The sequence below is a fragment of the Azospirillum himalayense genome, from assembly GCF_042657465.1.
Taxonomy (GTDB): Bacteria; Pseudomonadota; Alphaproteobacteria; order Azospirillales; family Azospirillaceae; genus Azospirillum; species Azospirillum himalayense.
Genome location: NZ_JBHSLC010000021.1, coordinates 1 through 26,140, shown reverse-complemented (window position 1 = coordinate 26,140; position 26,140 = coordinate 1). Strand labels below are relative to the sequence as shown.

Annotated in this window: 24 protein-coding genes; 9 read left to right on the top strand and 15 right to left on the bottom strand. The window is 69.9% G+C overall.

From position 1 onward, the window contains the following. Positions 1-5 precede the first annotated feature (5 nt). From pheS to ACFPMG_RS11960, 5 genes are all read right to left on the bottom strand, one after another. Positions 6-1,073: a phenylalanine--tRNA ligase subunit alpha gene (gene pheS, locus ACFPMG_RS11980; protein ID WP_109072671.1), complete on the bottom strand. Its 1,068-nt coding sequence runs from the start codon at positions 1,071-1,073 to the stop codon at positions 6-8. Positions 1,074-1,195: 122 nt separating this feature from the next. Then, a complete protein-coding gene (gene rplT / locus ACFPMG_RS11975; protein ID WP_014238729.1) occupies positions 1,196-1,567 on the bottom strand; it encodes a 50S ribosomal protein L20 in 372 nt (123 codons plus the stop codon). Positions 1,568-1,588: 21 nt separating this feature from the next. Then, on the bottom strand, positions 1,589-1,789 hold the full coding sequence (gene rpmI / locus ACFPMG_RS11970) for a 50S ribosomal protein L35 (RefSeq protein WP_014238730.1): 201 nt from the start codon (positions 1,787-1,789) through the stop codon (positions 1,589-1,591). A 178-nt stretch (positions 1,790-1,967) separates the two neighbouring features. Next, positions 1,968-2,918: a prolyl aminopeptidase gene (gene pip, locus ACFPMG_RS11965; protein WP_376995355.1), complete on the bottom strand. Its 951-nt coding sequence runs from the start codon at positions 2,916-2,918 to the stop codon at positions 1,968-1,970. Positions 2,919-3,047: 129 nt separating this feature from the next. Then, positions 3,048-3,872 carry a thermonuclease family protein gene (locus ACFPMG_RS11960; protein ID WP_376995354.1) on the bottom strand — a complete coding sequence of 275 codons (825 nt, stop codon included), beginning with the start codon at positions 3,870-3,872 and terminating at the stop codon, positions 3,048-3,050. 108 nt (positions 3,873-3,980) lie between these two features. Here ACFPMG_RS11960 and ACFPMG_RS11955 point away from each other — a divergent pair, with 108 nt between their 5' ends. Together ACFPMG_RS11955 and ACFPMG_RS11950 are read left to right on the top strand one after the other, a co-directional pair. Beyond that, positions 3,981-5,447, top strand: a complete 1,467-nt coding sequence (locus tag ACFPMG_RS11955; protein ID WP_376995353.1) for a M48 family metalloprotease — start codon at positions 3,981-3,983, stop codon at positions 5,445-5,447. A gap of 104 nt (positions 5,448-5,551) precedes the next feature. Next, a complete protein-coding gene (locus ACFPMG_RS11950) occupies positions 5,552-7,534 on the top strand; it encodes an adenylate/guanylate cyclase domain-containing protein (protein WP_376995352.1) in 1,983 nt (660 codons plus the stop codon). A 135-nt stretch (positions 7,535-7,669) separates the two neighbouring features. Here the strand turns inward: ACFPMG_RS11950 and ACFPMG_RS11945 are convergent, their stop codons facing one another. The 5 genes from ACFPMG_RS11945 to ACFPMG_RS11925 form a co-directional block, all read right to left on the bottom strand. Continuing rightward, positions 7,670-8,572 carry an RNA polymerase factor sigma-32 gene (locus ACFPMG_RS11945; RefSeq protein ID WP_376995351.1) on the bottom strand — a complete coding sequence of 301 codons (903 nt, stop codon included), beginning with the start codon at positions 8,570-8,572 and terminating at the stop codon, positions 7,670-7,672. A 273-nt stretch (positions 8,573-8,845) separates the two neighbouring features. Beyond that, positions 8,846-9,661 (bottom strand): hypothetical protein, encoded by an 816-nt coding sequence (locus ACFPMG_RS11940; RefSeq protein WP_014238738.1) that lies wholly within the window; start codon positions 9,659-9,661, stop codon positions 8,846-8,848. 316 nt (positions 9,662-9,977) lie between these two features. Continuing rightward, on the bottom strand, positions 9,978-10,478 hold the full coding sequence (locus ACFPMG_RS11935) for a CarD family transcriptional regulator (RefSeq protein WP_014238739.1): 501 nt from the start codon (positions 10,476-10,478) through the stop codon (positions 9,978-9,980). A 319-nt stretch (positions 10,479-10,797) separates the two neighbouring features. Further along, entirely contained in the window at positions 10,798-11,130 is a 333-nt protein-coding gene (gene fdxA, locus ACFPMG_RS11930; RefSeq protein ID WP_014238741.1) for a ferredoxin FdxA, read from the bottom strand. Positions 11,131-11,275: 145 nt separating this feature from the next. After that, positions 11,276-12,199, bottom strand: a complete 924-nt coding sequence (locus ACFPMG_RS11925; protein ID WP_376995350.1) for a LysR family transcriptional regulator — start codon at positions 12,197-12,199, stop codon at positions 11,276-11,278. A gap of 131 nt (positions 12,200-12,330) precedes the next feature. Here ACFPMG_RS11925 and ACFPMG_RS11920 point away from each other — a divergent pair, with 131 nt between their 5' ends. From ACFPMG_RS11920 to ACFPMG_RS11910, 3 genes are all read left to right on the top strand, one after another. Beyond that, a complete protein-coding gene (locus ACFPMG_RS11920; RefSeq protein WP_376995349.1) occupies positions 12,331-13,521 on the top strand; it encodes a YbfB/YjiJ family MFS transporter in 1,191 nt (396 codons plus the stop codon). A 9-nt stretch (positions 13,522-13,530) separates the two neighbouring features. Further along, positions 13,531-14,145 carry a DUF938 domain-containing protein gene (locus tag ACFPMG_RS11915; RefSeq protein ID WP_376995348.1) on the top strand — a complete coding sequence of 205 codons (615 nt, stop codon included), beginning with the start codon at positions 13,531-13,533 and terminating at the stop codon, positions 14,143-14,145. 130 nt (positions 14,146-14,275) lie between these two features. Next, positions 14,276-14,707: a CBS domain-containing protein gene (locus tag ACFPMG_RS11910; protein WP_103039917.1), complete on the top strand. Its 432-nt coding sequence runs from the start codon at positions 14,276-14,278 to the stop codon at positions 14,705-14,707. Between the two features lie 72 nt (positions 14,708-14,779). Here ACFPMG_RS11910 and ACFPMG_RS11905 read toward each other — a convergent pair whose 3' ends face one another. The 3 genes from ACFPMG_RS11905 to ACFPMG_RS11895 form a co-directional block, all read right to left on the bottom strand. Next, entirely contained in the window at positions 14,780-15,511 is a 732-nt protein-coding gene (locus ACFPMG_RS11905; protein ID WP_376995347.1) for a TerC family protein, read from the bottom strand. A gap of 122 nt (positions 15,512-15,633) precedes the next feature. Next, positions 15,634-16,065, bottom strand: a complete 432-nt coding sequence (locus ACFPMG_RS11900; protein WP_376995346.1) for an RNA-binding S4 domain-containing protein — start codon at positions 16,063-16,065, stop codon at positions 15,634-15,636. A 148-nt stretch (positions 16,066-16,213) separates the two neighbouring features. Next, positions 16,214-18,724 carry a helicase-related protein gene (locus ACFPMG_RS11895; protein ID WP_376995345.1) on the bottom strand — a complete coding sequence of 837 codons (2,511 nt, stop codon included), beginning with the start codon at positions 18,722-18,724 and terminating at the stop codon, positions 16,214-16,216. Between the two features lie 173 nt (positions 18,725-18,897). Here ACFPMG_RS11895 and ACFPMG_RS11890 point away from each other — a divergent pair, with 173 nt between their 5' ends. Continuing rightward, entirely contained in the window at positions 18,898-20,544 is a 1,647-nt protein-coding gene (locus tag ACFPMG_RS11890) for a hypothetical protein (protein ID WP_376995343.1), read from the top strand. A gap of 291 nt (positions 20,545-20,835) precedes the next feature. Next, entirely contained in the window at positions 20,836-22,725 is a 1,890-nt protein-coding gene (gene htpG, locus ACFPMG_RS11885; RefSeq protein ID WP_376995342.1) for a molecular chaperone HtpG, read from the top strand. A 65-nt stretch (positions 22,726-22,790) separates the two neighbouring features. Here the strand turns inward: htpG and ACFPMG_RS11880 are convergent, their stop codons facing one another. After that, positions 22,791-23,984 carry a sensor histidine kinase gene (locus tag ACFPMG_RS11880; protein WP_376995341.1) on the bottom strand — a complete coding sequence of 398 codons (1,194 nt, stop codon included), beginning with the start codon at positions 23,982-23,984 and terminating at the stop codon, positions 22,791-22,793. A gap of 103 nt (positions 23,985-24,087) precedes the next feature. After that, complete coding sequence (locus ACFPMG_RS11875) at positions 24,088-25,029, bottom strand: transglutaminase family protein (RefSeq protein ID WP_376995340.1); 942 nt, start codon at positions 25,027-25,029, stop codon at positions 24,088-24,090. A 178-nt stretch (positions 25,030-25,207) separates the two neighbouring features. Here ACFPMG_RS11875 and ACFPMG_RS11870 point away from each other — a divergent pair, with 178 nt between their 5' ends. Then, positions 25,208-25,642: a Fur family transcriptional regulator gene (locus tag ACFPMG_RS11870; RefSeq protein WP_038525613.1), complete on the top strand. Its 435-nt coding sequence runs from the start codon at positions 25,208-25,210 to the stop codon at positions 25,640-25,642. 162 nt (positions 25,643-25,804) lie between these two features. Continuing rightward, the gene (locus ACFPMG_RS11865) at positions 25,805-26,047 is read left to right on the top strand and encodes a hypothetical protein (protein ID WP_376995339.1); all 243 of its coding nucleotides are present in this window, start codon (positions 25,805-25,807) and stop codon (positions 26,045-26,047) included. The last annotated feature ends 93 nt before the right edge of the window (positions 26,048-26,140 follow it).

The window sequence follows — 26,140 nt, the reverse complement described above, 5'->3', positions numbered from 1 at the left end:
CTCCTTTAGCGCGTCAGGCCCTGGGCCATGCTGGGAACGTCGAGCGGCACGAAGCCGTAATGCTTCAGCCAGCGGAGGTCGGCTTCGAAGAAGGTGCGAAGGTCGGGGATGCCGTATTTCAGCATCGCCACGCGCTCGATCCCCATGCCGAAGGCGAAGCCCTGGTACCTGGTGCTGTCGATGCCGCAGGCTTCCAGCACGTTGGGGTGCACCATGCCGCAGCCCAGGATCTCCAGCCAGTCGCCGTAGTTGCCGAGCTTCAGCTCGCCGCCCTTGCGGGAGCAGCCGATGTCCACCTCCGCCGACGGTTCGGTGAAGGGGAAGAAGCTGGGGCGGAAGCGCAGCGGCAGGTCGTCCACGTCGAAGAAGGCGCGGCAGAACTCGATCAGGCAGCCCTTGAGGTGGCCCATGTGGGTCGCCTCGTCGATGACCAGCCCCTCGATCTGGTGGAACATCGGGGTGTGGGTCATGTCGTAGTCGGACCGGTAGGTGCGGCCCGGCGCGATGATGCGGATCGGCGGCTTCTTGTTCAGCATGGTGCGGACCTGCACCGGGCTGGTGTGGGTGCGCAGCAGCATCTTCTTGTCGCCCGCATCGGGGAGATAGAAGGTGTCGTGCATGTCGCGGGCGGGGTGGCCCGGCGGGAAGTTCAGGGCGGTGAAGTTGTGGAAGTCGTCCTCGACGTCCGGCCCCTCGGCGACGCTGAAGCCCATCTCGGCGAAGATCGCCACCATCTCGTCGATGGTCTGGCTGATCGGGTGGATGCGCCCCTCGGTCTCCGGACGGACCGGCAGGGTGACGTCGATGCGCTCGGCCTGGAGGCGGGCCTCCAGATGGGCGCGGGCGAGGTCGGCCTTGCGGCCGTCGATGGCGGCGGCGATCTCGTCCTTCAGCGCGTTGAGCTGCTGGCCGCGCTCGCGCCGTTCGTCGGGCGACAGCCCGCCCAGCTCCTTCATGAAGCCGGTGATGCGCCCCTTCTTGCCGAGCGCGGTGACCCGCACCTCTTCGAGGGCCGCGAGGTCGCCAGCGGCGTTGACCTGCGACAGGAGTTCGTCTTTCAGCGCATCGAGCATGTCATTTCCCGCGAGCCATAAGGAAGTGCGAGCGTAAAGAAAAAGGGAGCCGGCCCAGAGGCACGGCTCCCTTCTTTCGTGTCCGGCGCCGGACCGGGTTTCCGCTTTTCGCGGCGGACCCTTTAGGCGGCGGCCTTGGAGGCGAGAGCGGCCTGGGCCTGATCGACGATGGCCTTGAAGGCCTCCGGCTCACGGGCGGCCAGATCCGACAGGACCTTGCGGTCGATCTCGATGCCGGCCAGCTTGATGCCGTTGATGAAGCGCGAGTAGGTCAGGCCGTACTGGCGGACACCGGCGTTGATGCGCTGGATCCACAGGCCGCGGAAATCGCGCTTCTTGTTGCGGCGGTCGCGATACGCGTATTGAAGGGCCTTTTCGACCTTCTCGATCGCGATGCGGAAGTTCTTGGAGTTGCGACCCCGGTAGCCCTTGGCGAGCTTCAGGATCTTGCGGTGACGGGCGTGCGTGGTGACGCCGCGCTTAACACGAGCCATGGTTCAGATTCCCTTACGATATCAAGCGTTGCGCAGCCAGTTCTTCAGCACGATCTTCTGGTCCGGCTCGGCCAGGGTCATCATGCCGCGCGCATTGCGCTTCATATTCGGGCTCTTCTGCTCCAGGCAGTGGCGCTTGAAGGCCGCCTGGGCGCGCACCTTACCGGACGCGGTCACCTTGAAGCGCTTCTTGGCGCCGCTCTTCGTCTTCAGCTTGGGCATTTTCAATCCTTGCGTTGGATGTTCCCGACTGACGGTTGGGCATGCCCTGGGTCTCGGACCCGGCCTCGCCGCCCGTTGGAGCGCAGGGTTATACGCGCGGCCACGCCGCAACGCAAGGGGGAGCGAACGCGGGAGAGGTATGAGGGGGCCGGCGCGCCCCCTCCCCTACCGGTGCTCCCTACCGGTATTCCTTGAACCGCTCCGTCGCCTGGACCAGGGCGGCGCGGATGCCCGGCTCCATGGCGGAATGGCCGGCGTCGGGCACCACGCGGTAATCGGCCTCCGGCCAGGCGCGGCGCAGCTCGTCGGCGCTAGTGATGGGGCAGACGATGTCGTAGCGGCCCTGGACGATCGCCCCCGGCAGATGCCGGATGCGGTGCACGTCGCGCAGCAGCCTGTCCTCCGGGGTGAAGCGGTTGGAGCGGAAGTAATGCGCCTCGATGCGGGCGAGGCCCAGCGCGTGGGTGTCCTCCGCGCTCGTCGCAATCAGCTCCGGCGAGGGCAGCAGCGAGGAGCAGGAGCCCTCATACAGGCTCCACACCCGCGCCGCCGCCATGCGGGTCGCCGCATCCGGCGCGTTGAGCCGCCGCCAGTAGGCTTCCAGCAGGTCGCCGCGCTCCTCCGGCGGGATGTGGCCGGCGAAGGTGGCCCAGGCCTCCGGGAAGATCGTGCGCATGGAGTAGAGGAACCAGTCGATCTCCGCTTTGCGCATCAGGAAGATGCCGCGCAGGATCAATCCAAGGCAGCGCTCCGGATGGCTCTGCCCGTAGGCCAGCGCCAGCGTCGATCCCCAGCTTCCGCCGAACAGCAGCCAGCGCTCGATCCCCAGATGGCGGCGCAGCCGTTCGGCGTCCTCCACCAGCAGCTCGGTCGTGTTGCGCCGGACCTCGCCCAGCGGGGTGGAGCGCCCCGCCCCGCGCTGGTCCATCACGACGATGCGGTAATGGCCGGGATCGAAGAAACGCCGGTGCGTCGGCGAGGCGCCCGCCCCCGGCCCCCCATGCAGGAACAGCACCGGCACGCCACGCGGGTTTCCCGACTGCTCCCAATAGAGCGTGTGGATCTCGTCCACGGGCAGGAAGCCGGTCTGGTAGGGGTCGATGGGCGGGAAAAGCTCGCTGCGGGGCATGAAGAGGTCCTGTCAGTCCGGGCCGGATCGTCCGGCCCACAGAGTAGCCGATCCAAGGAATCCGGCCCAATCATTCCCGATGCCGGTCCGCAGCGAGTGTAGGGCGCCGGTCCGGCCTCCGCCACTGGCTCACTCCCCATCCTCGTCGTCCTCGTTGGCGGCAGCATCCAGCGACGGGGTCGAGTCATGCCCTGCGGCGCGGACGGGCGGGCCGGCGCCGTCCAGCCGCTCGATCTGCTCGGGGTGGGTCGCCTCGATCAGCGGGCCGGCGCGCAGGCCCACCCAGCCGCGCACCCGGACGACTCGGCCCTCGTAGGACAGCGGGTCGATGCCGGCGGCGACGAAGGCCGGGAAGGCGGTCCGCCCGATGTGCACCGTGACGTCGGTCCGCCAGTCCTCGCCGAAATCCAGATAGGCGTCGCCGCCCGCCTTGCTCACCCGCAGCACCCGCCCCTCGACGATCTGGAAGCTGTCGCGGTCGCGGCGCAGCGCGTCCGGGTCGGCGGCACGCACGGCGTAGGCGCGGGTCCGCCAGATGCCGTGCTCGGCCGCCCGCGCGCCGGCCTCCGCCGCCAGCATCTCGCGGGCCAGGGCGCGGGCGTCGGGCCGGGTGTGGACGCGGGCGAGGCCGCGCGCCAGCAGCTCGCCCTGGAGCCACAGCCCATCGCCGCGCACCGCCTGGGCCAGCAGGCGCCCGTGCCGGTCGGTCCGCGCCTCCCCCCGCAAGGTCAGGCGCTGCCCGACGGCCAGCTCCGCCAGCGCCTGCCGCGCCGCTTCGGCCAGCGGCCAGTGGTCGCCCGGCTCCGCCCCCATGGGCGGTGCGGCGGGTTCGATTCCGGCCAGACGCAGGCTGCGCCCGTCCTCCAGCAGCAGCGTGGCGCCGTCGGTCACCGCGGCGACGCGCAGCTCCGGCGGCCCGGCGGTGTTCGCCATCAGCAGCAGGGCAGACAGCATCAGCGAAGGAATGCGACGCGGCATGGCGGGCGTAGGGATGGAGCCGTGGAACAGGCGGGCCGGACGGGGAGTTTGATCTCTGCGAGCCCCCTTCCGATATGACGACTCATGACGCCCGAACCGACGACCGAACGCAAGCCGTCTTCCCCGTCTCCGCTGCGCCGGATCGCCGCCGCGGGGCTGGCCGTCCTGCTGCTCACCTCGGCCTGCACCCCGGCCGACGCCCAGCTCCTCGGCGGCAGCGAGGAGTCGATCGGCGCGCAGGAGCATCCCAAGATCCTCGCCCAGTATGGCGGGGCCTACCCCGACCAGCGGCTGCAGGCCTACATCACCGGCATCGGCAACCGGCTGGCCGCCCAGACCGACCGCTCCGGCCCCTGGACCTTCACCGTCCTGGACAGCGACGTGGTCAACGCCTTCGCCCTGCCCGGCGGCTACGTCTACATCACCCGAGGCCTGCTGGCGCTCGCCAAGGACGAGGCGGAGGTGGCGAGCGTGCTGGGGCACGAGATCGGCCACGTCATCGCCCACCATGGGCAGGAACGGCAGACCAACCAGACCATCGCCGGGCTGCTCGCCGCCGGCATCGGCCTCGTGCTGGGCAGCCCGGAGCTGGCGCAGATCGCCAACATCGGCGGCACCGCCCTGCTCGCCCGCTACTCGCGCGGCCAGGAGTCGGAGGCCGACCGGCTGGGCATCGAGTATCTGCACCGCGCCGGCTACGACCCCTTCGCCATGGCGACCTTCCTGGAGACCATGCGCCGCGACACCCAATATTCCGGCTTGCGTTCCGGCAAGGGTGCCGGGGAGAGTGGCTTCGACTTCTTCGCCACCCACCCACAGACCGCGTCGCGCGTCGACGAGGCGGCGGCCATCGCCCGCGACCTGCCCCGCGGGGCGCGGCCCGTCGATCCCTACATGAGGGCGATGGACGGGGTCATCTACGGCGACAGCCCGGAGAACGGCTTCGTCCGCGGCCGGACCTTCGCCCACCCGCAGCTGGGCATCGCCTTCGACGTGCCGCAGGGCTACAGCCTGCTCAACGGGGCGCAGCAGGTGATCGCCAAGGGTCCCAACGGCGGCGCCATCGTCTTCGACGGCGGCAAGGCGCCGGGGGCGCGCGACCCGGCCGCCTATCTGACCGGCAGCTGGGCGCAGGGGGCGCCGTTGCGGGACCTGCAATCCTTCGCCGTCAACGGCATGCCGGCGGCCACCGCGCTGACCCAGGGCAAGACCGACGCCGGGGCGGTGGACGTGCGGCTGGTCGCCATCCGCGCCGACTCCGGCACGCTCTACCGCTTCACCTTCCTGGCGCCCGGCGGCGCGCTGTCGCGCTTCGACGGCGATTTCCGCCAGACCGCCGTCAGCTTCCGCCGGCTGACCCGGCAGGAGGCCGCGTCCTACCAGCCCCGGCGCATCCGCGTGCAGACCGCCCGCCCCGGCGACAGCGTCGAGAGCTTCGTCCGCCAGATGCCGCGGGAACCCTACGCGGAGGAGTTGTTCCGGATCATCAACGACCTGCCGCCAAGCATGCCGCTCCAGCCTGGACGCCCGGTGAAGATCATCACCGGCTGATGGCGCTCGGTTGATGGCGCCCGGTTGAAGGCGGGGTGACCGTTGCAGGACGCGGCGCGATGGCCGATTGCCGATGGACGCGTGCGTCCTGTAGGCTCCGCGCCATGGCTGACCACCCCACCAAACGGCGTTTCCTGCAAACCGGCTTGCGCGTCTCCCGGCTGAAGGAGGCCATGCGCAAAAAGGGTGGTTCGCGCCGGACGCGCCCACCCGCGCTGGGACGCCCGCGCCTGCGCCTGCCCATCGCGGCGGTGCTGGTGGCGGGCTTCGGGTCGCTGATGCTGCTGGCGGTGGCCAGCGTGCTGGTGCTCGGCCTGGTCAGCGCCAGCCGGAACACCTTCACGCTGCTGAACGACCGTGCCGACCTCGCCCTGTCGGGGGTGGAGGTGCGCATCCGCAACCAGCTCAACCCCGCGCGGGACATGGCCCGTTTCGTGGCCGGACTGATGGAGCGGGGGGAACTGGACCCCGCCGATTCCCGCTCGCTCCAGGACACCCTGCGCGGCGCGCTGGCCGGGGCGCCGGACGTCACGGGCATCGCCTTCTTCCATCCCGACCGCACCGGCCTGCGCGCCGACCGGCTGGGCAACCAGCTCCACATCGGGCGGGAGGATCTGCGCCACGAACCGGAGCTGGGGCCGGAGCTGCGCAACGGCGCCGACCGCACCACCGCCGTCTGGGCCGACCCGCTGTGGTCGAAGGAGGCGGGGACCAGCTTCGTCACCCTGTTCCAGCCGGTGCGGCGCAACGGCACCTATCTGGGGCAGGTGGTCGTCGGGGTGTCGCTGGGCGACCTGTCGCGCTTCCTGTCCACGCTCTATGTGGAGCAGGGGCTGAACGCCTTCGTCCTGTTCGACCGGCAGCATGTGCTGGCCCACCCGTCGCTGGCCGGCATGAAGTTCGACTTCTCCACCAAGACCGAGGGCCCGCCCCTGCCGCGCATCGATCAGGTGGCCGACCCGGCGCTGGCGGCGCTCTGGCAGACCGGCCAGCCGGTGGACGCCCTGAAGAAGCGGGTGGAGGGCCGGCTCGTCAACGTGCTGGACGAGGATTACCTGTTCCTGATGCGCAGCATGGCCGGCTACGGCCAGCAGGACTGGATCATCGGCATCAGCTTCCGCGCCAACGAGGCCAGCGCCGAGGTCCGCCGCCTCTACACCACCGGCCTCGCCGGTCTGGGCATCCTGCTGATCTCGGTGGCGGTGGCGCTGATCGTCGGGCGGCGCATCAGCACCCAGGTGGCCCATCTGGCCGAGGCCGCCGACCGCGTCCGAACCTTCGAGTTCCGCGAGATATCCGAGCTTCCCGATTCGCGCCTGCGCGAACTGGCCCGCGCCAACAGCGCCTTCAACGCCATGGTCGCCGGCCTGCGCTGGTTCGAGACCTATGTGCCCAAGGCCCTGGTGCTGCGGCTGATGCACCGCCGCGGCGGCCTGACCAGTTTTCAGTCGGAGGAGCGGGAGGTGACGGTGATGTTCACCGACATCCGCGGCTTCTCGCGCATGGCCGAGCATATGGGCGCCGCCGACACCGCCGCCCTGCTCAACGAGCATTTCACCCTGCTCGCCAACTGCATCGAGGCGGAGGGCGGCACGGTGGACAAGTTCATCGGCGATGCCATCATGGCCTTCTGGGGCGCGCCGGAGGAGCAGCCGGACCACGCCGCCCGCGCGCTGCGCGCCGCCCACGCCATCACCCGCGCCGTGCGCGAAGGCAACCGCCGCCGCGTGGCGGAGGGGCTGCCGCCGATCCGCGTGCGCATCGGCCTGCATTCCGGACCGGTGGTCGTCGGCAACATCGGGTCGGCAAGCCGGATCAACTATACGATCGTCGGCGACACCGTGAACGTCGCCGCCCGCATCGAGGAGTTGGCCTCCGCCCTGCAGGGGGACGAGGAGGTCATCGTCCTGTCCAGCGCCGCCACCGCTTTCCAGGGCGACGGGGCCGCGCCGCTGGACTGCGTCGGCGACCGCACGCTCCGCGGCCGCACCGGCACGACCGAGGTGTGGCGGGTCACTCTGGATGGCGATGGCGACAACGGTGGGGGGGATGGCGCCGGAGCGGTTCGGGAGGAAGAGAAGGCGTAGGCGGGCTTTGCCCCAGCGCAACTTGCCCTCTCCCTAACCCTCCCCCGCTTCGCAGTGGAGGGGACTGCCGCCAGTTCGCGGATAACTCCCTCCCCTGCGAAGCGGGGGAGGGCCGGGGTGGGGGCAAGCGGTCCGCTACGCGTCCGCCAGCAGATCCCCGAACCCCTCCACCCGCTTCAGCATCGACTGGCGCAGCTTCAAGAGCGCGCGGTGTTCGAGCTGGCGCACGCGCTCCTTGCTCACCCCCAGCTCGCGGCCCAGCTCCTCCAGGGTGGCGCCCTCTTCGCGCAGGCGGCGCTCCTGGATGATGGTGCGTTCGCGCGGGCTGAGTTCGCCCAGCGCCTCGGCCAGCCATTGCGAGCGGGTGCGGCTGTCCCGCATGCCGATCACCACCTCCTCCGGCGAGGGGCGCTGGTCCGCCAGGAAGTCCTGCCAGTCCTCATCCGAGCCGTCGGCGACCGGGGAATTGAGCGATTGGTCGGAGGCGGACAGCCGCATCTCCATCGCCTCCACCTCGGTCACGTCGACTTGGAGTTCGCCGGCGATCCACTCCCGCCCTTCCTTGGTCAGGCCGTTGCCGGAGCCGGTGCCGCCCTGGGTGATGCTCTCGATGCGGGCGCGCAGGCGGCGCAGGTTGAAGAACAGCGACTTCTGCGCGGCGGTGGTGCCGGTGCGGACGATGGACCAGTTGCGCAGGATGTAGTCCTGCATGGCCGAGCGGATCCACCAAGCCGCGTAGGTGGAAAAGCGCACCTCGCGGTCCGGCTCGAAGCGGCTGGCCGCCTGCATAAGCCCGACATTGCCCTCCTGCACGAGGTCGCCCATGGGCAGGCCGTAGTTGCGGAAGCGCGCGGCGGTCGCCACCACCAGCCGGGTGTAGGCGCGGACCAGCTCGTGAAGGGCCCGTTCGTCACCGCCCTCGCGCCATTTGCGGGCGAGATCGAATTCGTGGTCGCGCGTCAGCAGAGGCTCACGCATGGAAGCCTTGATGAAACTCAGATTCGCGCGCTGAGTCTCGGGATCGTCGATGTAGGCCATACGTCCCTTCCTTCCCGTCTGGGCGGCCGCGTTTCAGGCTGCTCGTGCCCTGTGCTGCGGAGTCCGAAGGGACAGGCCCCCTCAGGTCCAATGGTCCGTCGGTTCACCATGGCCGGTTCGCCTCGGAGTGCCGACGGTTGGGACAACAGCCGTTCCCCTCGCCCTGTTGCACGTCATACGCAGCACAAGACGTTTCGGATCATCCGCACCGGAAGGGATTCGGTGGCGGAGGCCGAGGGGATGGGTAAGACGGTTAGGAAAAAGGGAGATGGGTCAGACCTGGAACAGGTCCAGGATCTCACCCGACGGCGACAGGCATCCACAAACGAGGTGCCCACCCAACCCGCAATTGCCGTCCAGGGTCGCCACGCGGTCGGTCACCGCCACGCCCTTGCGGGCCGGGTCGTAGCCCCGCACGACGCGGGCGAAACCGCCGTAAGGCTCTGACATCTGGGCGAAACCGGGCGCCCCCCACCAAAAGGCGTCGCCCTGGTGGTTGAGCGGGCGGCGGATGTCCACCCCGGCGCTGACCAGCAGCACGCCGCCCTCCCCGCTCTCCGGGCCGGTGCAGTAGGCGGCGCGGCGCAGGGTGTTGAACACATTTTCGTGACCGGGCTGCGCGTGCATCGCCTGACGCAGCCCCTGGGTCCAGCGGCCGAGCGTCATGGTGCCGCCGCGGGCCGCCGCCATGCCCTGCTCCACCGTGCCGCCATAGGCGGCCAGTGTGGCCCCCGCGCCGTGGCGGGTCATCCAGTCGAGCACCTGCTGCGGGTCGGGCGCGAACTGGAGCTGGAGCAGCTTGTGCCACATCTCCTCCTGCGCGCCGCGCAGATAGACGATGTCGCCGGCCTCCATGCCCCGCCAGCTCAGCAGCCAGGTGCGGAAGGCCAGCAGCGCGTCCACCGTCTCCAGCACCCGCTCGCCCCAGCCGACCATGTTGCCGAGATAGACGAGCCGGTCGCCGGGCAGGAAGCGCGCCGCGATCACCTCGTGCACGGCGTGGAGATGGTCCGTCTGCGCGTGGATCGAGCCGACGGCCCAGATGCGCCGCGGGTTTCGGAGATCGATGAATTTCTGCGCTTCAGACATGCCGGAGACGCTCACCCCATCCAGCGGTCACGGACCGGCCCAGAACAGGCCGGGGGCGGGAGTGTAGGCGCCGCGCAGGCCCGGCGAAAGACGAAAACTTAAGACAAAGGCGCGGCCAAAGCGCCGCGCCTTCATCGTCAACATCACACTCTGAAAAACAGTTCCCTCTCCCGTCCCGGGAGAGGGAGGGACCCGCCGCGAAGCGGTGGGAGGGTGAGGGTGCCACCAAGGATAAGCACCCCGCTCCTCGTGCGGCCCTCACCCGCCTGCTTCGCAGGCACCCTCTCCCGGGGCGGGAGAGGGTTTTCATCCAAAGTCAGGCGGCCTTCTTGAGGACCAGCTCCAGCCGCTCGGTGGCCTTGGTCTCGTCGATCTTCTCGACGGCGGCCAGCTCGCGGGCCAGACGCTCCAGGGCGGCCTGATAGATCTGGCGCTCGCTGTAGGACTGGTCGGACTGGTCGGCGCCGCGGTACAGGTCGCGCACGACCTCCGCGATGGCCACCGGGTCGCCCGAGTTGATCTTGGCCTCATACTCCTGGGCGCGGCGGCTCCACATCGTGCGGCGGACGCGCGAACGGCCCTGCAGCGTCTCCAGGGCGACCTTGATGCGGTCCTTCGTGCTGAGCCGGCGCAGGCCGGCGGCCTTGGCCTTGCCGACCGGAACCTTGAGCGTCATGCGCTCTTTTTCGAACGTGATCGCGTAGAGCTGAACATCCATGCCAGCGATGCTGTGGGTCTCGATTCCCTCGACCCGACCGACGCCATGGGCCGGGTAGACGACGAAGTCACCGGCCTCGAAGTCAAGCTTGTTCGACATTTGGGTTGGCTCTCACTTCTCGCGATCGCGCCATTTTGCCGCCCCGGTGGAGGGGGCGAAAAAGGCCCGGTGACAACGACACACCGTGGGGATGGGGTCCTCCACGCCGCGCACTGTTGCACTGAGCCCTTGGTCGATGGGAATTCCGGCAATGACGCTGAGGCCGGCTCCGGGCGCGTATTATAGCGATGTTACGGCCGGGTTACAAAGGCTACGCGCGGGCAGCCGTCCGGATTCTGACGTTGCCCGCCGATGGCCGACCTGTCGTTTTTGCATGGCGGCAAAAGAATGCCATGCGCCGCAATAGTCCCGACTCCGCTTAGCCGCCGGCCTTCGGAGAGAAGAACTTGTCGAACTTGCCGTCCACGCCCTTCATGGCGTCGGCGTCGGGCAGCGCGTCCTTCTTGCGGGTCAGGTTGGGCCACTGCGCCGCGTAGTCGCGGTTCAGCTCCATCCACTTCTCCGCACGGCCGTCGGTGTCCGGCACGATGGCCTCGGCCGGGCATTCCGGCTCGCACACGCCGCAGTCGATGCACTCATCCGGGTGGATGACCAGCATGTTCTCGCCCTCGTAGAAGCAGTCCACGGGGCAGACCTCGACGCAATCGGTGTACTTGCACTTGATGCAGTCTTCCGTCACGACGTAGGGCATGATTCGTTCTCCGCTGTTCTCGCCAGTTCCGGCGGTGTTCACGCGCCGGGGTTCGAGTCGCTTCGATGGACGCTTCGACTGACGTGCTCGCGCGTGGGCGCGGAAGGGCATAGTTTGATGACCATGGCCCGACCGCGGCGCTTGCCTAGCACGCCGCCCGAGACGGGATCAACCCCGCCGGTTGTGTGGGCGCAAGCGACGCAGCCCCACCCCCCATATTCCCCTCCGCAACCGCCTCCAGGAAGGTGCGCAGGGCCACCGTCTCCATGGAATCCACCCGCCGGACGAAACGGGTGGGCATGCGGGCCAGTTCCGGCGGCAGCGGGCGGGTGGCGAACAGGCCGCGCCAGGGCTCCCGCTCCACCACGACGCGGGGCAGGACGGTGACCCCCATACCGGCGCCGACGCAGCCCAGAATGGCCTCCAGCGCCCCGAACTCCATCACCCGGTAGGGAACCCGCCCGGCCTCGCGCATCGCCGTCTCGGCCCGCGCGCGGTAGGCGCAGCCGCGCCGGAAGGCCAGCAGGGTGTTCCGCCCGGACTCGCTGGTGATGCCGCTGGCCGGTTCGACCAGCACCAGCTCCTCCACGAAGACGGGCTGGCTGACCAGTTCCGGATGCTCCACCGCCCCGGAGACGAAGGCGCCGTCGATGCGCCCGGCCAGCACTTCCCCCAACATGGTTTCGGTGGGGCCGGGGACGATGGTCAGATCGACATCCGGATTCTCCGCGTGGAAGCGGGCGAGGATCGGCGGCAGCCGCACCGCGGCGGTGGTCTCCATGGTGCCGACGGACAGCCGCCCGCCCCGCCCCGCCGCGTCGGCCACCGCGTCGCGCGCCTGGGCGACGAGGCGCAGCACCCGGTCGGCGTAATCGGCCAGCACCCGCCCAGCCGGCGTCGGGGCCATGCCGCGGCTGAGCCGCAGGAAAAGCGGCACGCCGAGATCCTCCTCCAGCCGCTTCAGCCGCGCCGTCACGTTGGACTGGACGCAGTTCAGCGTCTCCGCCGCCCGGCTGACGCTGCCGGTGTCCGCCACCGCCTTCACCACCCGCAGGCCCGCGAGGTCCATCGACACCCTCCCCGATCCGCACACTTCCCATCACTCTCAGTGAAGCATAGCATCGAAACAAATCATTAGAAATGAGGGTTCCGTCGCGCCAGGATGGGCGTACACGAAAAAAGAACCTGCGGGAGGAAGCCATGGTCCGGGTGCTGATCGGCGGCGTGCTGGTGCTGGTCATCTCCATGGGGGTGGGGCGCTTCGCCTTTACGCCGATCCTGCCGGCGATGCAGGCGGCCACCGGGCTGGGCACCGACGCCGCGGGACTGCTCGCCTCGCTGAACTATCTCGGCTATTTCCTTGGGGCGCTGGGCGTCGGGCTGGTGCCGCAGGGCGCGGCGCGCACCGCCGTCTTCCGCACCGCGCTGATCGCCAGCGTCACCTCCACCGCCGGCATGGGCTTCACCGAGGGTATGGCGGCCTGGGCCGTGCTGCGCTTCGTCTCCGGGCTGGCCAGCGCCGGCCTGTTCATCCTGGGCATTGCCATGACGCTGGACGCGCTGGCCCGCGCCGGGCGGGAGTCCTGGACCGGCTGGCTCTACACCGGCGTCGGCCTCGGCATCGCGTCGAGCGGCCTGTTCGTCGCCGTGATGGGCGACCGGCTGGGCTGGCGCGGCAACTGGCTGTGGCTGGGGCTGGCCTGCCTGGGCTTCGGCATCCTGTCCTGGCTGTGGGTGAGCGACCCGCCGCGCGAGCCCGGCCACATGGCCGCCGCCCGGCCCACACCCGCGCCCTCCCTCCGTCCCTCCGCCCCGATGATCCTGCTGACGCTGGCCTATTTCCTGGAGGGGGCCGGCTACATCGTCACCGGCACCTTCCTGGTCGCCATCCTGAAGACGATGCCGGAGACGGCGCAGCTCGGCGCCGCAGCCTGGATGGTCACCGGTCTGGCGGCCATGCCGTCCGGCATCCTCTGGGCGGCGGCGGGGCGGCGGCTCGGCCTCTGGCGGGCGCTGATCCTCGCCCATGCCGTGCAGGCGGTGGGCATCCTGCTGCCGATCACCGGGTCCCCTGCGGCGGCCCTGCTGTCGGCCGTGCTGTTCGGCGGGACCTTCGTCGGCATCGTCACCCTGTCCTTCACGTTGGGCCGGCACCTGTCGGGCGGGGCGTCGGCCCGCGTCATCGGCGCGCTGACCGCCGTCTACGGGCTGGGACAGATCATCGGGCCGGTGCCGGCGGGGCTGGTGGTGGCGCGCACCGGCAGCTTCGATTCCGCCCTGCTGGGGGCCGCCGCGGCAGTGCTGGCCGGTGCGCTCCTCCTCGCCGCCGGGGCCTGGATGGCCGGGCGCCGCGGCCCCGCCGCGGTTGCCCTGGGCGCCGGGCGCGGGTAGCCTGTCGCCATGTTCGATCCGCTGCACCCCGAGGACTCCCGCCGCCATGCCCCCGCGACGGAGCGCAACCGCGCCCCGATCCTGGAGGTGCTGCGCCGCGTCCTGCCGCCACAAGGCCTGGTGCTGGAGGTGGCGAGCGGCACCGGCCAGCACGCCGTCGCCTTCGCCGCGGCGCTGCCCGGCGTGACGTGGCAGCCGAGCGACCCCGACCCGGGCCTGCGCGACAGCGTCCGCTCCTGGGCCGCCGCCGCGGCGCTGCCCAACCTGCGCGACCCGCTGGACCTCGACGCCGCCGCGCCCGACTGGCCGGTCGAGGCGGCCGATGCGGTGGTCTGCATCAACATGATCCACATCGCCCCGTGGGAGGCGGCGCTCGGCCTGTTCGCCGGGGCCGCCCGCCTTCTGCCTATGGGCGGGCCGCTGCTGCTTTACGGCCCCTTCACACGCGGCGGACGGCACAGCGCACCCAGCAACGCCGCCTTCGACGCCGACCTGAAGGCCCGCAATCCCGCCTGGGGCGTGCGCGACCTCGACGCGGTGGAGCGCGCCGCCGCCGGCTTCACCCTCGCGGAGCTGGTGGAGATGCCGGCCAACAACCTGACCGTCGTCCTGCGCCGCCACTGAGCGCCGCCCGATCCCCAATCCGGACCACCTCGCCCGAGGTGCGGTCTTCTGTCGCAGTTTTGCACCTGCGATATTTGCTATTGTTTCCCTGCAGCGCTTAAGTTTGTAAACAAATTACAAAACGGGGGAAATGATGAAGCGGAAGCTGGTTCCGGACGTGGTGAAGTCGCAGGAACTCATCCTGGTGACGGAGGACACCTCCGTCCTGACCGTGTCGAAGCTGATGGCGGAGAAGAACATCGGCGCCGTTCTGGTGGTGAACCACGGCGACCTCGTCGGCATCGTCACCGAGCGCGACCTGAACAACAAGGTGCTCTCCACCCAGATCGACGCCTTCGAGACCGAGGTGTCGGCGATCATGACCCGCAACCCGGACACCCTGCCGCCGGATGCGGACGCCATCGAGGCGCTGACCCTGATGCAGTCGAAGCATTACCGCCACCTGCCGATCACCCAGGGCAAGCGCGCGGTCGGCATCGTCTCGATCCGCGACCTGTTCAAGCTCGCCTACGAGCATCTGGTGGAGGAGGTGGAGTTCCGCGACAGTCTGATGCGGACCTGATCGCCGGAAAGCGAACGGGCCGCCCCCGCGAAGGGGCGGCCCGTCGAGCACGTCTTCAGGGAGGCCGGAGCGTCAGTGCGCTTCGGCCTTCTTCCGTTTGCGGCGGGCGGCGGCCATCAGGTTCAGCGCCTCGACCAGCGTCGAGAAGGCGATGGCGAAGTACAGGTAGCCCTTCGGGATGTGGAAGCCGAAGCCGTCGGCGATCAGCGCCACGCCGACCAGCAGCAGGAAGGACAGGGCCAGCATCTTCACGGTGACGTGGCGGTTCACGAAATCGCCCACCGGGCGGGCCGCGAACAGCATCACCGCCATGGCGATGACGACGGCGGTGACCATCACCGGAAGGTCGTTGGACATGCCGACCGCGGTGATCACGCTGTCCAGCGAGAAGACGATGTCCAGCACGATGATCTGACCGACCACCGCGCCGAAGCTGGCGACCTTGGGGGCGGCGCTGCCCTCCTCATGGCCCTCCACGGTGTGGTGGATCTCGATGGTGCCCTTGGCCAGCAGGAACAGGCCGCCGCCGAGCAGGATCAGGTCGCGGCCCGAGAAGCCCATGCCGAGCACGGTGATCAGCGGTTCCGTCAGGGTCGCCACCCAGGAGATGGAGGCGAGCAGCAGCAGCCGCATGACCAGGGCCAGCGCCAGACCGAGCTGCCGGGCCTTCTGCTGCTGGTGGACCGGCAGCTTGGCCGCCATGATCGAAATGAAGATGATGTTGTCGATGCCGAGCACGATCTCCAACGCGGTGAGCGTCAGGAGGCTGGCCCAGACCTGCGGGTCGGAGAACAGTTCGAGCATGAGGGCGGCGGGCTCCAGAAAAGTCGGCCGTTGCGGGATTATTGTGCGCAGATGAGGGTGCGGCCCCTGGATGGCAATGGCCCCGCCCGCGCTTGCCCGCCGCTTTTCCCGGCTGTTTCGGCTTACTCCTCTCCGTAGAGCTGGTCGAGCGCCCGGCGGTCGCGCTTGGTCGGGCGTCCGGCGCCGGGCTCCCGCGGGGCCGGCGGCGCGCGGTAGGGGTCCTGGATCGCCTCCTCGCGCACCGGCGGGGCGAGGTCCTCGTAGAGGGCCTGCGCCTCCGGCGCCGGGCCGCGCCGGCTGCCGAGCGCGATCACCTTGATGACGCGGATGTGCCGCCCCTGCGCGAAGGTCAGCACGTCGCCGGGCTTCACCGCGTAATGCGCCTTGTTCACCACGGTGCCGGACACCCGCAAGCCGCCGCCGTTGCACAGCTTCGCCGCGAGGCTGCGCGTCTTGAAGAAGCGCGCGAACCACAGCCACTTGTCGATCCGCAGCCGGCCCGCCGGGGTGGGGTCGGAGCCGGAGTCGGGGAGATCGTCGTCGAGGTCGGTCATGCGGGGCCCCCACCCTTCCCACGGCTGACGCCGTGGGCCCCTTCCCTCCCCCGCTGGGCGGGGGAGGGAGTTTTCCACCACGCAAACGTCATTCCCTCCCCCGCCCAGCGGGGGAGGGTCAGGGTGGGGGCAATAGCGTATCCGTTCATCAGGTTCCCGAAAGCTGGCGCAGCTTGGCGAAGGGGTGGTCGGCGTTGACGGGGGCCTCGCGGCGGGGCTTGTGGCGCGGGTTGCGGCGGCGGCGCCAGGAGACCGCCCCATCCTCCGCCACCGAGCGGGTGTAGCCAAGCCCCTTCATCACCGCCTCCAGCTCGTCCGGCTTGGCGCCGATCATCTGGGCCAGCACCGGCTCGGCCACCGCCCGGCCCTCCTTGGCGGCGGTCAGCAGCTCGGTCTCCAGCCGGTCGAGCATGTCCACGCGCAACGCCCGCGGCCCGGCCGCCGGGTAGCCGATGGCCTCCCAGAAGGCGGGCGGCGCGCCGGTCGCCTCCACCGAGACCCGGCCCGGCGGCGGGATCGGCACGGGCAGGGGCAGGCGATGCTTCACCGCCCACAGCAGCCCGCGCAGCTCCACCGCCCCCGGCTTGGCAAGCGCCGTCAGGTAGAGATGCGACACGCCGAGCCGCACCCCGTGGCGGGACAGCGCCTTGCGGTCGGCCCTCTCCAACCCCTCGACCAGCGGGGCGACCGGCGCGCGGGGCATTGCCCCCATGTTCTCGACGAGCTGGAAGGCCAGCCCACGCGCCGTTCCCGTCAGATCGTCCGCGTCGCGCAGCGCCAGCAGGGGGCGCAGCCGGGCGGCGACGCGGTCCTTCAACCAGCGCTCCAGCCGGACGCGCACGCGGTCGAGCTGCCCCTGGTCGAGCAGCCCCTCGTCGAAGGGCAGAACCGCCGGGGTCAGCACCGACGGGCCGGGACCGAGCCGGGCCACCGGCAAGCCGTCCGCCGTCAGCACCCCGTCCGGACCGAGGGCGAAGACGTCGTCCGGCTCCTGCTCGAAGGCGCGCAGGCGGGACGCCACCTCCTCGCGGAGCGCGCGGCGGGCGGCGGTCAGCAGGGACTTGGCTTCCTCCGAGCGCTCAGGGGCGTCGGGGACGAAGCGGAAGCCCTCCAGCCGGCCCACCGGGTGCCCCTCCACCACCACCTCGCCGTCGGCGCGCACGCCGCCGATCAGGTCCCGCCCGTCCTTCAGCGTGCGGGCCAGCGTGGCCGAGCGGCGGTCGATGAAGCGCTGCGTCAGCCGCTCGTGCAGCGCGTCGGACAGCTTGTCCTCGATGGCGCGGGTGCGCGCCTGCCAGTGCAGGGGATCAGTCAGCCAGGCGGGCCGGTTGGAGATGTAGGTCCAGGTGCGGATGTGGGCGATGCGGGCGACCAGTGCGTCGATGTCGCCCTCGGTGCGATCGAGCCGGGCGATCTGCTTGGCCGCCCAGTCCTCGTCCAGCCGCCCGATGCCGGTGCGCAGCTGCCGGAAGATCTGCCCGAGCAGCCGGGTGTGGGCGTCCGACAGCACCTTGCGGAAGTCGGGGACCTGGCAGACCTCCCACAGCAGGCGCACGTTGTCGCGGCCCTTGGCGAGGTCCATCACCTCATGGTCGCGGACCAGCGCCTGGAGCGCCAGATGGTCGTCGGCGTCGCGGGCGCGCAGCAGCTCCGGGATCGGCGGGCGCTCCTCCAGCGATTTCAGCAGGAAGCCCGGCGTGTCGAAGCGCAGCTTGCTGTTGCGCCACATCAGCGTCTTGATCGTCTCGAACTGGTGGTTCTCGACGCGGTCGACCACGTCGGCCTCCAGCTCCCCCACCTCGTCGGTGGTGCCGAAGGTGCCGTCGCGCATGTGCCGCCCGGCGCGCCCGGCGATCTGCGCCACCTCCGGCGCGCGCAGGCGGCGCGGGGCGAAGCCGTCGAACTTCACGATGCGGGCGAAGGCGACATGGTCGACGTCCATGTTCAGCCCCATGCCGATGGCGTCGGTCGCCACCAGATAATCCACTTCGCCCGCCTGATAGAGCCCGACCTGGGCGTTGCGGGTGCGCGGGGACAGCGCGCCCAGCACCACCGCGGTGCCGCCGCGCTGGCGCCGGATCATTTCGGCCAGCGCGTAGACGTCGGTCGCCGAGAAGGCGACGACGCAGGAGCGCGGCGGCAGGCGCGTCAGCTTGCGGTAGCCGGCGTAGGTCAGCTGCGAGAAGCGCGGCCGGCTGATGAACTCGGCCCGCGGCACCAGCCGGCGGATCAGCGGCTGGACGGTGTCGGAGCCGAGGAACATCGTCTCCACCAGCCCGCGTGCGTTGAGCAGCCGGTCGGTGAAGATGTGCCCGCGCTCCGGATCGGCGCAGAGTTGCACCTCGTCCACCGCCAGGAAGTCCACCGCCCGGTCGAGCGGCATGGATTCCACCGTGCACACCCAGTAGGACGGGCTGGGCGGCAGGATCTTCTCCTCCCCCGTCACCAGGGCCACGGCGTTCCTGCCCTTGATCGACACGATGCGGTCGTAGTTTTCGCGGGCCAGCAGGCGCAGCGGAAAGCCGATCATCCCCGTCCGGTGGCCGAGCATGCGCTCGATGGCGAGATGGGTTTTCCCGGTGTTGGTCGGTCCCAGCACGGCGACCACCCGGCCACCCGCACCCAGACCGCCCCCGGACGAAGAAAGGACAGAGGTCATAAGCGTAAGTTTTGGGCCTGGGGACCGGCAATGCAAGCGTCAGGGCGGCCGTGCCATGCTGCAAGGACCATCCGGGGCCGCACTCTTCCGGGATTGGGTATAAAACCTCGGGCCGATGGACGGGCGCCGGTTATCCCGTCTACCCTGGCGCGCTCCACCCTAAGGGATTCCTCATGCGCCACACCATGCGCCGTCTTCCCGCCCGTCCGCTCGCCGCCGCGCTGATGCTCGCAACCCTGGCGCTGCCGCCCGCCACCGCCCGCGCGGAGGCGCCTCCGGTGACCGAGGACGGGGCCAGGGCGCTCGCCGCCGCGCTGAAGGATGGGCTGGCCCGCTGGTTCCCCAAGAGCGAGGGCGACGAGACCGAGCTGCGCTGGAGCGGCGAGCCGGTGGCGACCCCGGCGGGCGATCATTACGAGGTGGCGTTGCCCGCGCTGACCGCGGTGTCGGACGACGGCACCACCGCCGACATCGGCACCATCCGCCTGACGGTGAAGCCACAGGACGGCAACACCCACGCCGTCACCGCCACCCTGCCCGACCGCGTCGCCATCCTCGACAACGGCAAGCCGTCGGCCACCGTCACGCTGGGCCGCCAGCGCATCCGCGCCCTGTGGTCCGGCGCCTACGAGACGGCGCTGTCCATGGACGCGGAGCTTGGCGACCTGTCGGTCACCAGCGACCGCAAGGGCAAGAAGGGCAAGAAGGACGAGAGCGCCCTGACCGTCGGCGCCATCACCGTCGCCGGAGAGCTGAAGCCGGACGGCACCGCCGCCGCCGGCGCCCCGCTGTGGAGCGGTCCCGGCGCCCTGTCGGTCAGCAACCTGCGCTTCCTCGACGAGACGAAGAAGGAGGTGCTGAACCTCGGCGGCCTGACGATGGAAGGCACCTACACCCGCGTCGACCTCGCCCGCGCCGACGCCATGCAGCGGCTGACCCAGAGCCACGCCCTGGCCGGCACCCAGCCCCCGGCGGCGGAACTGATCCCGCTGATGCAGAACCTGATGGGTGGGGCCAGCGGGCGCGTCCGCCTGTCCGGCCTGACCGCGCTGAACCCGGAGGACGGCACGCGACTCGCCCTTGGCCAGCTCGTCCTGCGCGGCAGCGCCGAGGATCTGGACAAGCCGATGGCCTCCACCACCTTCGGGATCGAGTCCAGCGGCCTGACGCTGGAGCCGGAGGTGGCGCCGAAGGCCTTCATGCCGGACAAGCTGGACATCCAGATCAGCACCGCGAAGCTGCCGACCGCCTCGCTGTGGCGGGCCTTCGCCGACCTCGCCGCGCTGGCCGAGGCCCAGGCCGCCGCGGGCGAGGAGGACGAGGAGGACGGCGAGGGCGAGGAGGAAGCCGCCCTGCCGGACGACGGGACCGACGAGGCGGCGGTGACCGCCATCGGCAACCGGCTGATGGGCGCCATGGCGGAGGTCGGGACGGAGCTGCGCATCGACCGCTTCGTCGTCAACACCCCGGCGACCTCCGGCACCATGACCGGCGCCATGCGCATGGCCGCCAACTCCGCCTTCGGCGCGGTGGGCAGCAGCACCGTGCTGCTGCGCGGCCTGGACGCCGCCACCAAGGCGATGCAGCCCAAGCCGGGCAAGAAGGCCGACGAGAGCACCCAGAACGCGCTGGGCGTGATCGCCATGCTCCAGGCCTTCGGGCAGGCGTCCAAGGACGACGCCGGCAACGACGTGCGCAGCTACAAGATCGACGTCACCGAAACCGGCCAGTTCCTGCTGAACGGGGCGGACATGAGCGCGCTGATGAGCATGGGCCAGCCGGCGCCGGAGCCGGAGCCGATCCAGGGCAAGAAGCGCTGAGGCTTGGGGGAGGTTCTTGCCCCCACCCTTCCCATGCTGCGCATGGGCCCCTTCCCTCCCCCGCTTCGCAGGAGAGGGAGTTCATTCCCTCCCCTGCGATAGCGGGGGAGGGTCAGGGTGGGGGCAATACTTCCCCCACCCCACCCACTCCGGTTGCGAAACTCCAGCGCAACGCCAGCCGATCGCTCTTGCATGGGGCGGCGCGCTCGCACATATCTGCGCCGTCCTTCGGACCCATCGGCAAGCCCATCAACAAGCCCACCACCAACAAGAACGATCAAGGATGACACCATGACCGAGGAACGGCTCAGCTTCCAGGCCGAGGTCAGCCGCCTGCTCGACATCGTCGCGCACTCGCTCTACAGCGAGAAGGAAGTCTTCCTGCGCGAGCTGGTCTCCAACGCCTCCGACGCCTGCGACCGGCTGCGCTACGCCGCGCTGACGCAGCCCGAACTGTCCGCCGACGACCCGAACCTGAAGGTCCGGCTGGTCGTGGACAAGGAGGCGCGGACCCTCACCGTGGCCGACAACGGCATCGGCATGAACCGCGAGGATCTGGTCGAGAACCTCGGCACCATCGCGCGCTCCGGCACCGCCGCCTTCATGCGCAACCTGAAGGACAGCGCAAAGGAGGGCGACGCCAAGAAGGACGTCAACCTGATCGGCCAGTTCGGCGTCGGCTTCTACTCCGCCTTCATGGTCGCCGACCGGGTGGAGGTGCTGACCCGCAAGGCCGGGGAGACGCAGGGCTGGCGCTGGCTGTCCGACGGCAAGGGCGAGTTCACCATCTCCGACGTCGCCGACCTGCCGCGCGGCACGCAGATCAAGCTGCACCTGCGCGAGGGCGACGACGAGTATCTGGAGGAGCACCGCCTCTCCGCCATCGTCCGCAAGTATTCCGACCACATCGCCATCCCGATCCTCTTCGGCGAGGGCGAGGAGGCCAAGCCGCTGAACAGCGCCTCGGCCCTGTGGATGCGCTCCAAGAACGAGATCACGGCGGAGCAGTACACGGAGTTCTACCACCATGTCGGGCACGCCTTCGACGATCCGTGGCTGACCCTGCACTGGCGGGCCGAGGGCGCCATCGAATACACGAACCTGCTGTTCGTGCCGTCCTCCAAGCCGTTCGACCTGTTCGACCCCAAGCGCGCCCACCGGGTGAAGCTGTACGTCAAGCGCGTCTTCATCACCGATTCGGCGGAAGGCCTGCTGCCGCCCTACCTGCGTTTCCTGCGCGGCGTGGTGGACAGCGAGGATCTGCCGCTGAACATCAGCCGCGAGATGCTCCAGCACAACCCGATGCTGGCCAAGATCCGCGCCGGCATCACCCGCCGCGTCCTCTCGGAGCTGGGCAAGAAGGCCCGCGACACCGAGAAGGCGGAGGAGTACGCGACCTTCTGGGAAAACTTCGGCGCCGTGCTGAAGGAAGGGCTCTACGACGACTATGAGCACCGGGACGATCTGCTGAAGCTGATGCGCTTCCGCAGCACCGCCGGTGACGGTCTGGTCTCGCTGGAGGAGTATCTGGGCCGCATGAAGGAGGGCCAGGAGGCCATCTTCACGATCAGCGGCGACGACATCGAGACGCTGAAGCGCAGCCCGCAGCTCGAAGGCTTCAAGGCCAAGGGCGTCGAGGTGCTGTTGCTGACCGACCCGGTGGACGAGTTCTGGGTGCCGTCGGTCGGCAGCTTCCAGGACAAGCCCTTCAAGTCGGTGACCCGCGGCGGCGCCGACCTCGGCAAGATCCAGGGCGGCGAGGAGAAGCCGGCCGAGGAGAAGGCCTCCGAGGGCGAGCTGACCGACCTGCTGGTTCTGCTGAAGCTGACGCTCCAGGACGCGGTGAAGGACGTCCGCCCGTCGGAGCGCCTGACCGACAGCGCCGTCTGCCTCGTCGCCGACGAGAACGACATGGACATGCATCTGGAGCGCCTGCTGAAGCAGCACAAGCAGCTCGGCATGGACGCCCCAGCGGCCAAGCGCATCCTGGAGGTCAACCCCGCCCACCCGCTGATCAAGCGCCTCGCCGAGCGCGCCAAGGCGAGCGGTGCGGCGACCTCGCTGGACGACGCGGCGTGGCTGCTGCTCGACCAGGCGCGCATCGTGGAAGGCGAACCCCTCCCCGACCCCGCCGCCTTCGCCCGCCGTCTGGCGAGCGCGATGGAGAAGGGGCTGGCGTAAGGCCCCGTTGCCCCCACCCCGGCCCTCCCCCGCTCTCGCAGGGGAGGGCCGGGGTGGGGGCAAGGCTACCCGCCCACCCGCTCCGCCGGGAAGACCAGCGTCATGGTGGTGCCGCGGTCGGGGGCGGTGTCGATGTCCAGCCTCCCCCCGTGAAGCTCCACCAGCCGCTTGGTCAGCGGCAGGCCGAGGCCGGTGCCGATGTGGTTGCGGCCCAGCGCGCTGTCGATCTGGCCCCAGGGTTCCAGCGCCTTTTCCAGCTCGTCGGCGGTCATGCCGATGCCGGTGTCGTGCACCGACAGACACAGCGTCCCGTCCGCCGCCACGCGGCCGTTCAGGGTGACCACTCCGTCGGGCGGCGTGAACTTCACCGCGTTGGACAGCAGGTTCAGCAGCATCTGCCGCAGCTTGCGCTCGTCGGCGCGCAGCGGCGGCAGGTCGGGCGGCAGGTCCGTATCGATGCCGACCCCGGCCCGCGCGGCGCGGTCGGACAGCAGGCGGGCGCTGCCCACGGCGACCCGCAGCACGTCCACCGCGGATTCGGCCAGTTCCAGCCGCCCAGCCTCGGCCTTCGACAGGTCGAGCAGGTCGTTGATCAGGTCCATCAGGTGCCGCCCGCTTTCCGCGATGTCGCGGGCGTAGTCGCGGTAGAGCGGGTTGGCGATCGGCCCCAGGACCTCCTGCTCCAGCAGCTCGGCGAAGCCCATCATCGCGTTCAGCGGGGTGCGGATCTCATGGCTCATGCAGGCGAAGAAGGCGGTCTTGGCCCGGTTGGCGCGCTCCGCGGCGCGGCGGGCCTCGTCGAGCTGGCGGGTCCGCTGGACGATCTGCTCGTCCGTCCGCGCCAGCAGGGCCACCCCCGACCCGATGCCGAGATACCGCCCATTCTCCAGCACGACGAAGCCGGAGGACAGCGCGCCGGGCTTGTCCCGCATGATCCGCCGTGCGACCTCGCACAGCGGAAAGTCCGCCTCGACCAGCAGCGGCGCCGGGTCCATCGCCGTCCGCGCCGGCGCCTCCGGATCGGCCAGCCCCGCCAGCGCCAGACGGTCCACCAGCCCCAGAACGCGCCCGTCCCCCGCCGTCACGGCGAGCGCCGGCAGACCGGGTTGGGCCGCCAGCCGGTCCCGCAGGGTGCGGCAGGGCGCGTCCGGCCCGACGGGCGGTTCACGGACGGCCAGCAGGGCCGCCACCAGGACAGGGGCGACCTCCGTTTCCGGCGTGCCGCTTGGGACGGGACTGGTCGGATCGGGATCGAGCACGGGGTGACGCAGCCTCGTCTGTCGGATGGGACGGTCGGTCCGGAACCGAAGCAGCCCCGGACCCTCCATCCTGCCAGACGTTCGTTTGCAATTGGTTGCCGTATCAGGCGGCGCCGGCCGCCGGCGCCGGGTTTTGCGGAGCGCCGCCGGCACCCGCCCCGCCGGTCGCCGTGACCTGCACGTCCACCGTCATGCCGAGGAAATCAGCCGGCGCCCCGGTCCAGGAGCCGCCGAGCGGCACCGCCTGCGACGGGTCGCGGGCGACGGCGACGCGGATCAGGTTCTTGCCGCCGACGATGCCGTTGGTCGGATCGAACTCCACCCAGCCGCAGCCCGGCAGGTAGATCTCCACCCAGGCGTGGGTCGCCCCGCCGCCGGTCATCGCGCCCTCCTGCCCATCCCGCGCCGGATCGTAGAGGTAGCCGGACACGAACCGCGCCGCGAAGCCCAGCGAGCGCACCGCCTCCATCATCAGAAGCGCGAAATCGCGGCAGGAACCGCTCTTCCAGGTCAGGGTGTCCACCGGGCTCTGTGTGCCCTCCAGGTCACGGGCCTGATAGGTGAAGGTCTCCTTGATGGCGCGGGTCATCGACACCAGCATGTCCTGCGTGTCGGGCGGACCGCCCTCGCCCAGCGTCACGAACTGCCGGGCCCATTCGTCCACCAGATGGTCGGGGTCCGGGTAGTGCCGCTGGGTGGTCAGCGCCAGATCCGGCACCTCCTCCGCGGAATAGCTGAAGGGATAGGAACGCGCGTAGTCCTCGATCGGGAATTCCAGCTCGCCCATCGGGTAGTGATCGACCCGGATGTGGCTTTCGAAGCGCAGTTCCGTCGCCGGCTGGTCGAAGCTCGCCACCGCGATGGAATTGCCGAAGACATCGTGGAGCCAGCGGACGGAGGCCGGCTGCGGGCTGATCACCAGCCCCGTTTCGATCAACCGCAGATCGTGGCTGTCGCGGGGCCGGAACATCAGGCGATGGTCGCCGAAGGTCACCGGGTTGGCGTAGCGGTAGGTGGTGGTGTGGTGGATGTCCAGGGTCATCATGGCGCACGCCCTTTCCGTAAGCCGACACCAAACGTCGGCGTTTGTGAATGGTTCCGAATCACAGTATGGTGCTCGGGCATTCGGGTGGCCGTGCCGGGGAGGGACGGCGGCCGGCGCGCGTTCGGGGCTACAGCGGCCGGATCGCGCGCGCCAATGAGACGACAACAAGGGGACTTCCATGCCTTCGCGCCTCGAACAGCTCTGCATCGAGAAAGGGCTGAAGATGACCGACCAGCGCCGCGTGATCTCGCGCGTGCTGTCGGAGGCCGCCGACCACCCCGACGTGGAGGAGGTTCACCGCCGGGCGTCCACCATCGACCCGCGCATCTCCATCGCCACCGTCTACCGGACGATGCGCCTGTTCGAGGATGCGAACGTCATCGACCGGCTGGACTTCGGCGACGGTCGCGCCCGCTATGAGGAAGCCGGTTCGGAGCACCATCATCACCTGATCGATCTCGAATCCGGAAAGGTGGTGGAGTTCCAGAATGAAGATCTCGAACGGCTGAAGGAAGTCATAGCCCGCGAACTGGGCTATGAACTGCTCGGCCATAGGCTGGAATTGTATGGTGTTCCGTTGAGCCGCCGCACCACCACGTCGGAGGGGGAATAACGACCGGGCGTGCCCGTTCCTGAGTCCTTTGGGACTCGCCGGGCACCATCCGGACGATAATCCCATCAATTGCGGGTTGCGCCGGGCGCGGGTCTGTCCAGAGGCGGTGCGTGGTCCTAGCTTCAGGATCGCACATGAATCATCGACGGACCAACCGCCGCCATGGACGACACGAACACCGACCCGGTTCTCGCCCGCCTCGACCGGCTGACCGACAGCGTCACCCGCCGTCTGGACAAGCTGGAGGAGCGCCTGCGCATCCTGGAGCAGGACAACGGCGAGATCATCAACCTCCTGATCGCCGTCAAGGCCGGGCTGGAGGAATGCGCCGGAGACATCGCCGCGGGCGAGCTGCTGATCGAGGCGGAGGATGCCGACGATTCCCCCAGCCCGTCGCTGCACTAACAGGACGCGGAAAAAGGTCTGTTGCCTGCCGGCCTGTCGTGATTCTCTACGGTCGTGGAGAATGCAGCCAGCGAGGGGGCGATGCGGGGCTCG